At 70.5% G+C, this 14,811-nt stretch carries 13 protein-coding genes; 9 read left to right on the top strand and 4 right to left on the bottom strand.

Annotation, left to right across the window (positions count from 1 at the left end):
* Window positions 1-10 precede the first annotated feature (10 nt).
* Window positions 11-1,126 carry a mannose-1-phosphate guanylyltransferase gene (locus BR85_RS12430; RefSeq protein WP_028496822.1) on the bottom strand — a complete coding sequence of 372 codons (1,116 nt, stop codon included), beginning with the start codon at window positions 1,124-1,126 and terminating at the stop codon, window positions 11-13.
* A gap of 210 nt (window positions 1,127-1,336) precedes the next feature.
* On the opposite strand from BR85_RS12430, the gene sdhC reads away from it, so the two are divergent.
* The 6 genes from sdhC to BR85_RS12460 are packed head-to-tail and all read left to right on the top strand — an operon-like array spanning window position 1,337 to window position 7,028.
* Window positions 1,337-1,771, top strand: a complete 435-nt coding sequence (gene sdhC, locus BR85_RS12435) for a succinate dehydrogenase, cytochrome b556 subunit (protein WP_081782792.1) — start codon at window positions 1,337-1,339, stop codon at window positions 1,769-1,771.
* Window positions 1,771-2,223 (top strand): succinate dehydrogenase hydrophobic membrane anchor subunit, encoded by a 453-nt coding sequence (locus BR85_RS12440; RefSeq protein WP_028496824.1) that lies wholly within the window; start codon window positions 1,771-1,773, stop codon window positions 2,221-2,223. Before sdhC ends, BR85_RS12440 begins: the two co-directional genes overlap by 1 nt.
* A gap of 49 nt (window positions 2,224-2,272) precedes the next feature.
* Window positions 2,273-4,078 carry a succinate dehydrogenase flavoprotein subunit gene (gene sdhA / locus BR85_RS12445; RefSeq protein ID WP_028496825.1) on the top strand — a complete coding sequence of 602 codons (1,806 nt, stop codon included), beginning with the start codon at window positions 2,273-2,275 and terminating at the stop codon, window positions 4,076-4,078.
* Window positions 4,078-4,845: a succinate dehydrogenase iron-sulfur subunit gene (locus BR85_RS12450; protein WP_028496826.1), complete on the top strand. Its 768-nt coding sequence runs from the start codon at window positions 4,078-4,080 to the stop codon at window positions 4,843-4,845. Before sdhA ends, BR85_RS12450 begins: the two co-directional genes overlap by 1 nt.
* Before the next feature lie 46 nt (window positions 4,846-4,891).
* Entirely contained in the window at window positions 4,892-6,142 is a 1,251-nt protein-coding gene (locus tag BR85_RS12455) for a YihY/virulence factor BrkB family protein (RefSeq protein WP_231478705.1), read from the top strand.
* A 31-nt stretch (window positions 6,143-6,173) separates the two neighbouring features.
* A complete protein-coding gene (locus BR85_RS12460) occupies window positions 6,174-7,028 on the top strand; it encodes an exodeoxyribonuclease III (protein WP_028496828.1) in 855 nt (284 codons plus the stop codon).
* A gap of 12 nt (window positions 7,029-7,040) precedes the next feature.
* On the opposite strand, the gene ppsA is transcribed toward BR85_RS12460, so the two are convergent.
* Together ppsA and BR85_RS12470 are read right to left on the bottom strand one after the other, a co-directional pair.
* Entirely contained in the window at window positions 7,041-9,452 is a 2,412-nt protein-coding gene (ppsA, locus tag BR85_RS12465) for a phosphoenolpyruvate synthase (protein WP_051526362.1), read from the bottom strand.
* 26 nt (window positions 9,453-9,478) lie between these two features.
* A complete protein-coding gene (locus BR85_RS12470; RefSeq protein ID WP_036272962.1) occupies window positions 9,479-10,336 on the bottom strand; it encodes a pyruvate, water dikinase regulatory protein in 858 nt (285 codons plus the stop codon).
* A gap of 169 nt (window positions 10,337-10,505) precedes the next feature.
* On the opposite strand from BR85_RS12470, the gene trpS reads away from it, so the two are divergent.
* The 3 genes from trpS (at window position 10,506) to BR85_RS12485 (ending at window position 13,228) form a co-directional block, all read left to right on the top strand.
* The gene (gene trpS / locus BR85_RS12475; protein WP_081782793.1) at window positions 10,506-11,510 is read left to right on the top strand and encodes a tryptophan--tRNA ligase; all 1,005 of its coding nucleotides are present in this window, start codon (window positions 10,506-10,508) and stop codon (window positions 11,508-11,510) included.
* 254 nt (window positions 11,511-11,764) lie between these two features.
* Window positions 11,765-12,331, top strand: a complete 567-nt coding sequence (locus BR85_RS12480) for a GNAT family N-acetyltransferase (protein ID WP_028496831.1) — start codon at window positions 11,765-11,767, stop codon at window positions 12,329-12,331.
* A 33-nt stretch (window positions 12,332-12,364) separates the two neighbouring features.
* On the top strand, window positions 12,365-13,228 hold the full coding sequence (locus tag BR85_RS12485) for an Fpg/Nei family DNA glycosylase (RefSeq protein WP_028496832.1): 864 nt from the start codon (window positions 12,365-12,367) through the stop codon (window positions 13,226-13,228).
* A 22-nt stretch (window positions 13,229-13,250) separates the two neighbouring features.
* Here BR85_RS12485 and glpK read toward each other — a convergent pair whose 3' ends face one another.
* On the bottom strand, window positions 13,251-14,789 hold the full coding sequence (gene glpK, locus BR85_RS12490; protein WP_028496833.1) for a glycerol kinase GlpK: 1,539 nt from the start codon (window positions 14,787-14,789) through the stop codon (window positions 13,251-13,253).
* Window positions 14,790-14,811: the final 22 nt, after the last annotated feature.

Raw genomic sequence — 14,811 nt, forward strand, 5'->3', positions numbered from 1 at the left:
CCCGCACAGGTCAGAGGACGTCGCCTCGACCGGTGAGCTTCAGCGCGTCCACGACGCCCTTGACACGCTGCGCGTGCTCGCTCGTGGTGACCAGGAGCGCGTCCGGGGTGTCCACGACGACGATGTCCTTCACGCCGATGAGGCTGATGACCCGCTGCGTGTGGCTGATGACGATGCCGCTCGCGGCGTCGGAGAGGATCCGCGCGTTCTCCCCCAGGATGGCGAGGTCGTTCTTCCGCCCGCCCGAGTTCAGCTTCGCGAGGCTCGCGAAGTCGCCCACGTCGTCCCAGTCGAAGTGCCCGGGCACGACCGCCAGGCGGCCCTTCAGCGCGGCGGGCTCCGCGACGGCGTAGTCGATGGCGATCTTCTCGAGCTTCGGCCACACCCGGTCCACGACCGGGCCGCGCCGCTCGCGGTCGTCCCAGGCCTCGGCGAGTTCCATGAGCCCCGCGTGCAGGGCCGGGTTGTTCGCCTCGATCTCGGCGAGCAGCACATCGGCGCGGGAGATGAACATGCCGGCGTTCCAGAGGTAGTCGCGGGACGCGACGTACTCCTTCGCCGTGTCGAGGTCGGGCTTCTCGACGAAGCGCTCGACGAGCGCCGCCTCCGGCGCCCCCTCGACGGAGAGCATGTCGGCCTTCTTGATGTACCCGAATCCGACCGAGGGCTCCGTGGGGGTGATGCCGATCGTGCAGATATAGCCTTCGCGGGCGACGGCGACGGCCTGCTGGACGGCCCAGTGGAAGACGGGCAGCACGCGGATGACGTGGTCGGCGGCGAACGACCCGATGATCACGTCGGGTTCCCGGCGGTGCAGGATCGCCGCAGCCAGGCCGATCGCGGCCGCGGAGTCGCGCGGCTCGGACTCGAGGAACACGTTCGCGTCGGGGATGCCGGGCAGCTGGTCCTCCACGGCGGCACGGTGTGCGCGACCCGTGACGACGGCGATCCGGTCGGCGCCGGCGAGGGGCTCGAGGCGGTCCCAGGTGTCCCGGAGGAGCGACCGGCCGGAGCCGGTGAGGTCATGGAGGAACTTCGGCGCGTCGGCACGCGACAGCGGCCACAGCCGGCTGCCGACGCCGCCGGCCGGGATGACCGCGTAGAAGTCTTCGATCTTGTCCACCATGCCCCTGAGCCTATCTGGCGGGCCCTCCCCGACCGGCGGCCGAGATCTCTCGACGTCGAGAGAACTTAGGTGCACCTTCGTCGCCTCACCCGCGAGGACGGGAATAGGATGATCGGAGCGCCCGTGTGCGGCGATGAGGCCCGAAGCCCCCCGGGGAGGACGGCGCCCTCGTCGGACCGAGGCGCCCGTTCACACCAAGGGAGGACGACCGTGTCTGCACCAGCACGCGTCACACCGTCGGTAAGCCAGACCACGTCCCGAACGCCGCGCGGCACGCTCTACCGCGGCCGGGAGGGCATGTGGTCGTGGGTACTGCACCGCGTCACCGGCGTCGCCATCTTCTTCTTCCTGCTCGTCCACATCCTCGACACGGCGCTGATCCGCCTGTCCCCCGAGGCCTACGACGCTGTCATCGGGACCTACAAGAACCCGATCATGGGCCTCGGCGAGGTCGCCCTCGTCGCCGCGATCGTCTACCACGCGTTCAACGGGCTGCGCATCATCGCCGTCGACCTGTGGCCGTGGGCCACACGCCACCAGCGGCAGCTGTGGTGGGGCGTCCTGGGCCTCTGGGCCGTCACGACGCTCGGCTTCGCCGTGCGCCACATCCCGATCGTCTTCTCGCAGCTCGGAGGGGGACACTGATGACCGCCGACACCCTGGCCGCCCCCCGCACCCCGAAGGCGCGCAAGAGCGGACCGAACCTGGAGAAGTGGGGCTGGATCTACATGCGCGCCTCCGGCGTGCTGCTGATCGTCCTCATCTTCGGGCACCTGTTCGTCAACCTCATGCTCGGCGACGGCATCCACGGCATCGACTTCGCGTTCGTGGCCGGCAAGTTCGCCACCCCGTTCTGGCAGTGGTGGGACGTGCTGATGCTGTGGCTCGCCCTCATCCACGGCGCCAACGGCATGCGGACGATCGTGAACGACTACGTGCATGGTGCGCGCACCCGCACGGTCCTGGTCTGGGCGCTGTGGCTCGCCGCCGGCTTCCTGATCCTCCTGGGCACCCTCGTGGTGTTCACGTTCGACCCGTGCCTCGGCATCGAGAACAGCACGACCGACTGGCTGATCGAGATGTGCGCCGCCCAGTGAGGGCCGCGGCACTGACGACGACGAAGCAGAAGACGAAGGCATCCCACACGTGAGCACCCAGACCGCAGACACCGTCGTCAAGGACGGCGTCCACTACCACGAGTTCGACATCGTCATCGTCGGCGCCGGCGGCGCCGGGATGCGTGCGGCGATCGAGGCCGGCCCCGGCGCCAAGACCGCCGTGATCTCCAAGCTGTACCCGACGCGCTCGCACACCGGCGCGGCGCAGGGCGGCATGGCGGCGGCCCTCGCCAATGTCGAAGAGGACTCCTGGGAGTGGCACACCTTCGACACCGTCAAGGGCGGCGACTACCTCGTCGACCAGGATGCTGCGGAGATCCTCGCCAAGGAGGCCATCGACGCCGTCATCGACCTCGAGAACATGGGGCTGCCGTTCAACCGCACCCCCGAGGGCAAGATCGACCAGCGCCGCTTCGGCGGGCACACCGCCGACCACGGCAAGACCCCCGTGCGTCGCGCGTGCTACGCCGCCGACCGCACCGGTCACATGATCCTGCAGACGCTGTTCCAGAACTGCGTCAAGCTCGGCATCAACTTCTTCAACGAGTTCTACGTGCTCGACCTCATCACCGTGAAGGATGAGGCCGGCGCCACGCAGGTCGCGGGCGTCGTCGCCTACGAGCTGTCCACCGGCGACCTGCACGTCTTCCACTCGAAGGCCGTCATCTTCGCCACCGGCGGGTTCGGCAAGATCTTCAAGACGACCTCCAACGCGCACACCCTCACCGGCGACGGCGTCGGTGTCGTGTGGCGCAAGGGCCTGCCGCTGGAGGACATGGAGTTCTTCCAGTTCCACCCGACCGGCCTCGCCGGGCTCGGCATCCTGCTGACCGAAGGCGCCCGCGGCGAAGGCGCGATCCTCCGCAACGCCTCCGGTGAACGCTTCATGGAGCGCTACGCCCCCACCATCAAGGACCTCGCGCCGCGCGACATCGTCTCGCGCTGCATGGTGCAGGAGGTCGCGGAGGGCCGCGGCGCGGGCCCCCACAAGGACTACGTGTACCTGGACTGCACGCACCTGGGCGCCGAGGTCCTGGAGACCAAGCTCCCGGACATCACCGAGTTCGCCCGCACCTACCTGGGCGTCGACCCGGTCGTCGAGCCGGTCCCGGTGATGCCGACCGCGCATTACGCGATGGGCGGCATCCCGACCAACAACGACGCACAGGTGCTGAGCGACAACACGACCGTGGTCCCCGGCCTGTACGCCGCCGGCGAGTGCGCGTGCGTGTCGGTGCACGGCTCGAACCGCCTGGGCACCAACTCGCTCCTCGACATCAACGTCTTCGGCAAGCGCGCCGGCCGCAACGCGGTCGAGTACGTCAAGACGGCCGACTTCGTCCCGCTCCCCGAGGACCCGGCCCGCGAGGTGCGCGATCTTCTCGAGGGCCTCCGCAACAACGCGGGCACCGAGCGCATCGCCGTGCTCCGCAAGACGCTGCAGGACGAGATGGACCGCAAGGCCCAGGTGTTCCGCACCGACGAGTCGCTGTCCGAGGTCATGGATGTCATCGCGGACCTCCGCGAGCGCTACCGCAACGTCCACGTCGACGACAAGGGCAAGCGCTTCAACACCGACCTGCTCGAAGCCGTCGAGCTCGGCTTCCTGCTCGACATCGCCGAGGTCGTCGTCGTCACCGCGCGCAACCGCAAGGAGAGCCGCGGCGGCCACATGCGCGACGACTACCCGACGCGCGACGACGAGAACTACATGAAGCACACGATGGCCTACCTCTCCGGGGATGCGGGCTCCTCGCACCCGGAGGACCACATCCGCCTGGACTGGAAGCCCGTCGTGATCACGCGCTACCAGCCGATGGAGAGGAAGTACTGATGACGATCGTCGCCCCCGACACGGCCGCGCCCGCCGAGCAGACCAACGACACCGGCATCCAGTCGTTCCTCGTCACGTTCATCGTCCGCCGGTTCGACCCGGAGATCGACGCCGAGCCGCGCTGGGTGGACTACGACGTCGAGCTGTACGCGACCGACCGTGTGCTGGACGCGCTGCACAAGATCAAGTGGGAGGTCGACGGCTCGCTGTCGTTCCGCCGCTCCTGTGCGCACGGCATCTGCGGCTCCGACGCGATGCGCATCAACGGACGCAACCGGCTGGCGTGCAAGACGCTCATCAAGGACCTCGACATCTCGCAGCCGATCTACGTCGAGGCGATCAAGGGCCTGCCGCTGGAGAAGGACCTCATCGTCGACATGGAGCCGTTCTTCGCCTCCTACCGCGAAGTGCAGCCGTTCCTCATCGCGAACTCGACGCCGGAGCCCGGCAAGGAGCGCGTGCAGACCATCGCCGACCGCGCGATCTTCGACGACACCACGAAGTGCATCCTGTGCGCCGCGTGCACCTCGTCCTGCCCCGTGTTCTGGACCGACGGGCAGTACTTCGGCCCCGCCGCGATCGTCAACGCACACCGCTTCATCTTCGACTCGCGCGACGACGCGGGCGATGTGCGCCTCGACATCCTCAACGACAAGGAGGGTGTGTGGCGCTGCCGCACGACCTTCAACTGCACCGAGGCGTGCCCCCGCGGCATCGAGGTCACCAAGGCGATCGCCGAGGTCAAGCAGGCGGTCCTGCGCCGCTGAGCCGGTCCGCGTGCCCGCACCGGCTCCGGCTGGCTAGGGTGTGAGCGTGCCCGACCCCGCATCCGGCGACCCCGTGTCGCGCCACGCCCCTCACCGGGTCGCCGAGGCCGCGCGCGCCGAGGAGGAGAGTCTCCGGGTCCGGTGGGAGGCCCACCAGATCGCGCTGCGGCAGCGGTTCGACGCGCCGATCAACCGGGCGACCGAGATCACGCAGCGCACCCTGGGCTGGTTCCCGATCCGCGTCTGGCGGCACTTCCTGCAGAACAACGGCTTCCTCCTGTCGGCGGGAGTGAGCTACCAGGCGCTCTTCGCGTTCTTCGCCGCCATCTACGTGGCGTTCGCCGCCGTGGGCCTGTGGCTCGGCGGCAGCCCGGCCGCGATCCAGGGTCTCATCGAGGTCATCAACTCCTATATCCCGGGGCTCATCGGCGACGCCGACGACGGTCTCATCTCGCACGCGCAGGTCGAGCAGATCACGAGCGGCAATTCGGGGGTGCTGGCCGTGACCGGTGGCATCGCGCTGCTCGCGGCGGCCTGGACCGCCATCGGGTTCGTGACCTTCGCACGGCGGGCCGTGCGCGACATCTTCGGCCTCCCCTACGACGACCGCTCCTACCTCCTCCTGAAGGCGCGGGACCTCCTCGCCGCCGTCGCGTTCGGGTCCGCGCTCATCGTGGGATCGGTCCTCAGCGCCCTCGGCACGTGGTCCCTGCGCGCCGTGCTGGCGCTGTTCGGCTTCGGGACCGGGTCCTTCCTCTACGACGGGACCGTCCAGGTGCTGTCGGTCCTCGTGTCGCTCCTCATCAACGCCGCGGCCCTCGCAGCCCTGTTCTGGTTCCTCACCGGCACATCGCGGCGGTGGCGGACGATCTGGCCCGGCGCGCTCGTGGGCGGCATCGCGATCACGCTGCTGCAGCTCGCGGCGGGCCTCCTGCTCGCCTACACCCCGTCGAATCCGCTGCTGGCCACCTTCGCGATCTTCGTCGGGCTGCTGGTGTGGTTCCGCGTGATGGGCATGGCGACCCTCCTCTCCGCGGCGTGGATCGCGGTCACCGCCAAGGATGAGAACGTGCCGCTGATGGAGAGATCCGAGGCCGACCGCCTGCGGGAGGAGCACGAGGCGCTGCTGCTGGCCGCGCACGTGCGGCTCCGGACGGCGGAGGAGGCGCGCGCCGCCGCCCCGTGGTACCGGCGCTGGCGGGCGGACCGGGCGGTCCGCCAGGCGGTCGACGAGCTCGCCGACGTGGTCGCCGCGGCGCCGCCGGCACCCCGCCGCCGGGGCTCCCTGCTCGAGTGAGCGTGTCGGGCGCGCTGGTTAGGCTTGACCGGTGACCCGCACGCTCCGCATCGCCACCGTCAACGTCAACGGCATCCGCGCCGCCGCCCGCAAGGGGATGATGCCCTGGCTGGAGGCCGCCGCCGTCGATGTCCTCACGCTGCAGGAGGTGCGCGCGGAGGCATCCGACCTCGCTGCCGCCCTCCCGGGCTGGCACTTCGTCAACGACGAGGCGCTCGCGAAGGGACGTGCCGGCGTCGCCATCGCGGCGCGCGAACCGCTGGAGATCTGGCGGACCGACCTCGGCGACGAGACCCTCGACTCGAAGGGCCGGTGGGTCGAGGCGGACATCGACGTGGACGGCGAGACCGTGACCGTCGTCAGCGCCTACGTCTTCACGGGCGAGGCCGACACCGAGCGGCAGGTGGCGAAGTACGCGTTCCTGGATGCGATGGAGGCGCGGATGCCGCAGCTCGGCGACGGCCTCGCGCTCATCACCGGCGACCTCAACGTCGGGCACCGGGAACTCGACATCCGCAATTGGAAGGGCAATGTCAAGAAGGCCGGCTTCCTGCCGCGCGAGCGCGCGTACTTCGACCGGTTCTTGGGCCCTGCCGGCCAGACCGTGACGGGGGTCGACGGGTCGGAGGGCACGGGCCTCGGCTGGGTCGACATCGGCCGTACGTTCCACGGCGAGGTCGACGGCCCGTACACGTGGTGGTCGAACCGCGGCAAGGCGTTCGACAACGACACCGGGTGGCGCATCGACTACCAGCTGGCCTCCCCCGCCCTTGCGGAGCGCGTGACCGCGTACACCGTGGTCCGCGCCCCCTCGTGGGACACCCGGTGGAGCGATCACGCCCCCGTCGTCGCCGACTACGCCGTCGGCCTGCCCGTCGCCGACTGAGCCGGGCGGCCGTCAGCCTGCGGGCTGCACCTCCTTCGCCGCATCCTTCTCCGCGATCTTCGCCGCGATCCGCAGCCACGTCTGCACAACCGTGTCGGGGTTCAGCGACATCGACTCGATCTGCTGGTCCACGAGCCACTCCGCGAGGTCCGGGTGGTCCGACGGCCCCTGCCCGCAGATGCCGATGTACTTCCCGCGGCGCCGGCACGCCTCGATCGCCATCTCCAGCACCCGCAGCACGGCGGCGTCGCGTTCGTCGAACGTCGCCGCGACGAGCGCGGAGTCGCGGTCGAGACCGAGGACGAGCTGGGTCATGTCGTTGGAGCCGATCGAGAAGCCGTCGAACACGTCGAGGAACTCGTCGGCCAGGAGGGCGTTGGAGGGCACCTCGCACATCATGACGACTTCGAGACCGTTCTCCCCGCGGCGCAGCCCGTTCTCGGCGAGCAGCTCCACGACGGCGGCGCCCTCGGCGACCGTGCGCACGAAGGGGATCATGATCTTCAGGTTCGTCAGGCCCATCTCGTCGCGGACGAACCGCAGCGCCTCGCATTCCATGTCGAAGCACTCCCGGAAGTCCGGCGAGACGTAGCGGGACGCGCCGCGCCAGCCCATCATCGGGTTCTCCTCGTGCGGCTCGTACCGGTCACCGCCCAGCAGGTTCGCGTACTCGTTGGTCTTGAAGTCGCTCATCCGCACGATGACGGGCCACGGCGCGAAGGCGGCGGCGATCATCGACACGCCCTCGGCGATCCGCTGCACGAAGTAGTCCCGCGGGCTCGCGTAGGCGGCCGTCAGCCGGTCCACCTCCTCACGGACGTCCGCCGGCAGGCTGTCCCGTTCGAGCAGCGCCCGCGGGTGCACGCCGATCTGGCGGTTGATGATGAATTCCAGGCGCGCGAGGCCCACCCCGCGGTGCGGCAGCTTCGAGAAGCTGAACGCCTGGTCGGGGGTGCCGACGTTCATCATGATCTTGACCGGGATCTCCGGCATGGCGTCCAGGTGCGTCTCCTCCTCGGAGACGTCCAGGAGCCCGTCGTAGACGAAGCCGTCGTCGCCCTCCGCGCACGAGACGGTCACATCGGTGCCGTCGCGGAGGGTGCGGGTGGCGTAGCCGGTGCCGACGACGGCAGGGATGCCGAGCTCCCGCGCGATGATCGCGGCGTGGCACGTGCGTCCGCCGCGGTTCGTGACGATCGCGGAGGCCCGCTTCATGATGGGCTCCCAGTCGGGGTCGGTCATGTCGGCGACGAGCACGTCCCCGGGCTGGAAGCGGTCCATGTGCGCGATGTTCTCCAGCACCCGCACGGGGCCGGCGCCGACCCGCTGGCCGATCGCCCGCCCGGTGACGAGCACCGTGCCGCGCTCCTTCAGCACGAAGCGGCGGAGGATCGCCCCGTCGTCCCGCGACACGACCGTCTCCGGCCGCGCCTGCAGGATGTACAGCTTGCCGTCGACGCCGTCGCGGGCCCACTCGATGTCCATCGCGCGGCCGTAGTGCTCCTCGATCACGAGCGCATGCCGGGCGAGCTCGTGCACCTCGGCATCCGTGATGCTGAAGTGCACCCGATCCGCCTCCGGCACGTCGACGAACTCCGTCGACGAGCCGGCCGCCGTCCCCGCGGTGTAGCGCATCGCGATCGCCTTCTCGCCGACCTGCCGCTTGAGGATCGCGGGGCGGCCCTCCCGGAGGCTCGGCTTGTAGACGTAGAACTCGTCGGGGTTGACGGCCCCCTGCACCACGGCTTCGCCGAGTCCGTACGCGCTCGTGATGAACACGGCCCGGTCGAAGCCCGACTCGGTGTCGACCGTGAACATGACGCCGGAGGCGCCGATGTCGGCGCGCACCATCCGCTGGATGCCGGCGGAGAGGGCGACGTCGAAGTGGTCGAAGCCGTGGTGCACGCGGTAGGCGATGGCGCGGTCGTTGTACAGCGAGGCGAAGACGTGGTGCACCGCCTGCACGATGTTGTCGACGCCGCCGATGTTGAGGAACGTCTCCTGCTGCCCGGCGAACGAGGCGTCGGGGAGGTCTTCGGCCGTCGCGCTGGAGCGGACCGCCCAGGTGACGGCATCCGGATCGGGGTCTGCGGCGATGAGCTGCTCGTACGCCTCCCGGATGTCGCGGTCCAGCGCCGGCGGGAAGGGCTGCTCCTCGATCCACTGCCGCACCTGCGCACCCACGCGGGCGAGCTCCGCGACATCCTCGATGTCGAGCGTGGCGACCGCGGCCTGGATGCGGCCGGCGAGGTCATCGGTCTCCAGGAACGCGCGGTACGCGTCGGCCGTCGTCGCGAACCCGCCGGGCACGCGGACGCCGGTACCGGCGAGCTCGGACACCATCTCGCCGAGCGATGCGTTCTTCCCGCCCACCTGGGGCAGGTCGGCCATGCCGATCTCGTGGAACCACAGGATGTTGGTCATGTCACTGTCTCCTCGAATCAGGACCGTCACGCCCGCAGCTTCATCGTCTGCATGATGACGGCCGACATCTCCTCGACGCTCTTCGTCGAGGAATTCAGGAACGGGATGCGGTGGCGCCGGTACAGGTCCTCGGCGCGACGCAGCTCGAGCGTGCACTGGGCGAGGCTCGCATACTGCGAGCGGGGGCGGCGCTCATGCCGCACCTGGCTCAGCCGGAGCGGCGTCGTGGTGAGCCCGAAGCAGCGCGCCGCATACGGCGCGACGGTGCGCGGGAGCCCCTCCGTCGGGAAGTCGTCGTCGGTGAGCGGGTAGTTCGCGACCAGCAGCCCGTACTGCAGCGCCAGGTACATCGTCGTCGGCGTCTTCCCGCACCGGCTCGGGGCGATGACGATGACATCGGCGAGATCGAGGGCGCGGGCGCTCTGCCCGTCGTCGTGCTCGATCGCGTACTCCACGGCACGCATGCGCGCGTGGTACTTCTCCAGGTCGCCGACGCCGTGGTACTGGCCGAGCTGTTCGGACGCCGTCGTGCCGAGGGCCCGCTCGAGTTCGACGAGGTGACCGGCGAGCAGGTCGATCGTGACCGCCGGGGATGCTGCCAGCAGGGCGCGCAGCGACGCCTGCTTCACGGTCGTGAAGATGATCGGGCCCTGCCCGGCCGCGGCGGCCCGCTCGACCTCGGCGACGACGGCGGCGGCGCGCGACGGGGTGTCCACGAACGGGATCGTGTGATGGTCGAACGCGATGCCGGGGAAGTTCACCAGCAGCGCGCTGCCGAGCGTCTCGGCCGTGATGCCGGTGCTGTCGGAGACGAAGAACGCCGCACGGCGCGGTGGAGCAGCCGGCGACGTGCCGCTGCCCAGAGGCGCCCTGGAGTCGATCATCGTCCGACTTCCGCTCGGTGCGGCAGTCCTTGCCGCACTCTTCACCGTACTCCCGGGGCGTCGGGGCGCGCCGTCCTCGCGCCGTGCAAAACCCGGGACCCCCTCCACCGGACGGCCTGGGGCCTCCCGACGGCGCGGGCGCCGGCATCCGCGCCCGTAGGATTGTCCGGTGAGCAAACCCCGCCTGTACTCCGGAATGCAGCCCTCCGCCGATTCCCTCCAGATCGGCAACTACATCGGGGCGCTCATGCAATGGCGGGACCTGCAGGAGACCTACGACGCGTACTTCTCGGTCGTCGACCTGCACGCCCTCACCCAGCCGAACGACCCGTCGGAGCTGCGCGAGAAGACCCGCCGCACCGCCGCGCAGTACATCGCCGCGGGCATCGAACCGTCGAAGTCGACCCTGTACGTGCAGTCCCACGTGCGCGCGCACGCCGAGCTCGCCTGGATCCTCTCCACCATCACCGGCTTCGGCGAGGCGTCGCGGATGACGCAGTTCAAGGACAAGTCGCAGCGCTACGGCGCCGACGCGACGAACGTCGGCCTGTTCACCTACCCCGTGCTCATGGCCGCCGACATCCTGCTCTACCAGACCGACATCGTGCCGGTCGGCGACGACCAGAAACAGCACGTCGAGCTGACCCGCGACCTCGCGGAGCGGTTCAACGCCCGCTACGGCAACGCGTTCCGCGTGCCGATCCCCGTCATCCAGCAGGACACCGCCCGCATCTACGACCTGCAGATGCCGACGGCGAAGATGTCGAAGTCCGCCGAGTCGGATGCCGGCGTCCTGTGGCTGCTGGATGACCCGGCCGCGTCGGCGAAGAAGATCATGCGGGCCGTGACCGACTCCGAGGGCTCGGTGCGCTACGACCGCGAGGCCAAGCCCGGCGTGTCGAACCTGCTCGTCATCTATGCCGCCCTCACCGGCCGCCAGATCCCGGCGATCGAGGACGAGTACGCGGGCCGCGGCTACGGCGACTTCAAGAAGGGTCTCGCCGAGGTCGTCGTGGAGGAGTTCGGGCCGGTGCGGCAGCGGGCCCTCGAACTGCTCGACGACCCCGCCGAGCTCGACCGCGTCCTCGCCGCCAACGCCGCTCGCGCCGACGAGGTCGCCGACGCGACGCTCGCCGACGTGTACGACAAGATGGGCCTCCTCCGCCGCGTGTGACCTCACGGGCGGGGATGCCGCGCGCGGCACAGGGATGCCGCGGCCCGGCGCCCCGCGTTCGCCCGCGCCATCGTGCGGGTCGGGGCCGCCGACACCCGCAGTTCGGCGCGAGTGGATGGCGCCTGCCGCGTTCGCCCGTGCCATCGTGCGGGTCGGGGCCGCCGACACCCGCAGTTCGGCGCGAGTGAAGCCCCGGCACCCGGCATCCGCGCCGCCTCGCGGGGGAACGCCGGCGGCGCCGATAGGGTGACGGGATGGAACCGGTGACGCTGACCACGGCGCGACTCGTACTCTCCCCGCCCACCGACGCGGACATCGATGCCGTCTTCGGCGCCTGCCAGGACCGCGACATCCAGCGGTACACGACGGTCCCCCAGCCGTACGAGCGCGAGCATGCCGTCGGGTTCGTCGCGAAGAGCGCGCAGGGGTGGGAGTCCGGCTCGGAGACGATCTGGGCGATCCGGCTGAACGGCGCGCTGACCGGCGTGGTGGGGTTGCACCGGCTCGGCGGCGGCTCCGGCGAGATCGGGTACTGGGTCGTGCCGGCCTACCGCAAGAAGGGCATCCTCACCGAGGCGTGCCGCGCCGTCATCGACTGGGGGTTCGCCCCCGACGGCCTCGGCCTCGCGCGCATCGAGTGGCGCGCGGTCGCCGGCAACAAGAAGTCCGCGCGCGCCGCGCGCGCCCTCGGCTTTCGGTACGAGGGCCTCCTCCGCTCCGCGATGACCAACGGCGGCGGGCGCCGCGACGACGGGTGGATCGCCGGGCTCCTCCCCCGCGACGACCGCGAGCCGCAACCCTGGGAGGTCCTCGGGGACTGACCCGGGGGCGGCAGGCCGTGGCAGGATGACGGCATGCCCGAGATGCCGGAAGTGCAGGGTCTCGTCGACTACCTCGGCGGGCGCGTGACGGGACTGACCGTCACGAAGGTCTCGGTCGCGAACATCGCCGCCCTGAAGACCTACGATCCGCCGATCGACGCGCTCCAGGGCGCGACCGTCACGGGCGCCGCGCGGCACGGCAAGTTCATCGACCTCGCCACGGATGCCGGCATCCACCTCGTCTTCCATCTCGCCAAGGCCGGATGGCTGCGCTGGTACGACCAGCTGGCCCCCACCCTCATCCGCCCCGGGAAGACGCCCATCGCGCTGCGGGTCGCCTTCGACGACGGCTCCGGCTTCGACCTCACCGAGGCCGGCACGAAGAAGTCGCTCGCCGTCTACGCAGCCCGCGACCCGCGGGATGTCCCCGGCATCGCGCGGCTCGGCCCGGATCCACTCGACGAGACGTTCACCCGCGACGTGTTCGCCGGGATGCTGGCCGGCCGCCGCACGCAGATCAAGGGTGTGCTGCGCGACCAGTCGATCATCGCCGGCATCGGCAACGCCTACTCCGACGAGATCCTGCACGTGGCGAAGATGTCGCCGTACGCGCTGGCCGCGACGCTGACGGATGCCGAGATCGACCGCCTGTACGCGGCCCTGCGCGACACGGTCGCCGATGCCGTCGCCACGGCGTCGGGCAAGCCGCCCGCCGACCTCAAGGACGCCAAGCGGCGCGGGATGGCGGTGCACGGCCGGCGCGGGGAGACGTGCCCGGTGTGCGGCGACACGGTGCGCTCGGTGTTCTTCGCCGACAACAGCCTGGAGTACTGCGCGACGTGCCAGACCGGCGGAAAGATCCTCGCCGACCGTCGCCTGTCGCGCCTGCTGAAGTGATCCGGGCTGCGGGGGCGCCGCCTCAGCGCCCGGTCGTGCCCATCATGATGCGGGCGTCGTCGTCGACCCAGTCGAGCGACTTCGACACCGCCTTCTTCCACAGCCGGTAGCGCCGCTCGCGCTCCTCCTCCGCCATCCGCGGCTCGAAGCGGACGTCCTCCCGCCACTGGGCGCGCAGCGCGTCGAGGCCCGGCCAGACGCCGACCGCGAGCCCGGCGGCGTACGCGGCGCCGAGCGCCGTCGTCTCGACGATCTCCGGCCGGACGACCGGCAGCCCGAGGATGTCGGCCTGGAACTGCATGAGGGCGTCGTTGCGCGTCATCCCGCCGTCCACACGCAGCTCGGCGAGCCCCTGCCCGGTGTCGGCGACGACGGCCTCGATGACGTCCCGGGTCTGGAACGCCGTCGACTCCAGCGCCGCACGCGCGATGTGCGCCTTCGTCACGTAGCGGGTGAGTCCCACGAGCGCCCCGCGCGCGTCGGGCCGCCAGTACGGCGCGAACAGGCCGGAGAACGCCGGCACGAAGTACGCGCCGCCGTTGTCGGCCACCGACGCCGCGAGGGTCTCCACCTCCTCGGAACGGCGGATGATCCCGAGGTTGTCGCGCAGCCACTGCACGAGCGACCCCGTGACGGCGATCGACCCCTCCAGCGCGTAGCGCGCCGGCTGGTCACCGAGCCGGTAGGCGACGGTCGTGATGAGACCCGCTCCGGAACGGACGATCTCGGTGCCGGTGCCGACGAGCAGGAAGTTGCCGGTCCCGTAGGTGTTCTTCGACTCCCCGGCCTCGAACGCGGCCTGCCCGAACGTCGCGGCCTGCTGGTCGCCGAGGATGCCGGCGATCGGCACGCCCCGCAGCACGCCCGGCAGCTGCACCTCGCCGACCACCTCGGAGGACGACCGGATCTCCGGCATCATCGCCCGCGGGATCCCCCACACGCCGAGCAGCTCCTCCGACCAGGCCAGGGTCCGCAGCTCCATCAGGAGGGTGCGGCTCGCGTTGCTGACGTCGGTGACGTGGATGCCGCCGTCCCGGCCGCCCGTGAGGTTCCAGACGACCCACGTGTCGGTCGTGCCGAACAGGAGATCGCCGGCCTCCGCGGCGGCGCGGGCGCCGTCGACGTTGTCGAGGATCCAGCCCACCTTTGACGCGGAGAAGTAGGTGGCAAGCGGCAGCCCCGTCTGCTCGGCGAAAGCGTCGACGCCGTGCGCGGCGATGAGCTCGTCGATGCGCGGCTGCGTGCGGGTGTCCTGCCAGACGATGGCGTTGTGCACGGGCCGCCCGGTGCGGCGGTCCCAGACGACGGCGGTCTCACGCTGGTTCGTCACGCCGATCGCGGCGACATCGGCGGCGTTGAGACCGGCCTGGTTGAGCGCGCGCGCCAGCACCCACTGGGTGTTCGTCCAGATCTCGACGGGGTCGTGCTCGACACGGCCGGCGCGCGGGAAGATCTGCTCGTGCTCGCGCTGCGCGGTCGCAACCGGCAGCCCGTGCGCATCGAAGACGATCGCTCGGGTCGACGTCGTCCCCTGGTCGATCGCGATCACATGGTCTGCCACACGGCCTCCTCGTCGAGTCGGG

Source organism: Microbacterium sp. UNCCL10 (genome assembly GCF_000746195.1).
Lineage (GTDB): Bacteria > Actinomycetota > Actinomycetes > Actinomycetales > Microbacteriaceae > Microbacterium > Microbacterium saccharophilum.

Excerpts from the sequence above, each read along its gene's own strand:
- ppsA (WP_051526362.1), bottom strand. The coding sequence starts at position 9,452 with ATGACCAACATCCTGTGGTTCCACGAGATCGGCATGGCCGACCTGCCC.
- BR85_RS12480 (WP_028496831.1), top strand. The coding sequence starts at position 11,765 with ATGGAACCGGTGACGCTGACCACGGCGCGACTCGTACTCTCCCCGCCC.
- BR85_RS12440 (WP_028496824.1), top strand. The coding sequence starts at position 1,771 with ATGACCGCCGACACCCTGGCCGCCCCCCGCACCCCGAAGGCGCGCAAG.
- BR85_RS12450 (WP_028496826.1), top strand. The coding sequence starts at position 4,078 with ATGACGATCGTCGCCCCCGACACGGCCGCGCCCGCCGAGCAGACCAAC.
- BR85_RS12430 (WP_028496822.1), bottom strand. The coding sequence starts at position 1,126 with ATGGTGGACAAGATCGAAGACTTCTACGCGGTCATCCCGGCCGGCGGC.
- BR85_RS12470 (WP_036272962.1), bottom strand. The coding sequence starts at position 10,336 with ATGATCGACTCCAGGGCGCCTCTGGGCAGCGGCACGTCGCCGGCTGCT.
- BR85_RS12485 (WP_028496832.1), top strand. The coding sequence starts at position 12,365 with ATGCCCGAGATGCCGGAAGTGCAGGGTCTCGTCGACTACCTCGGCGGG.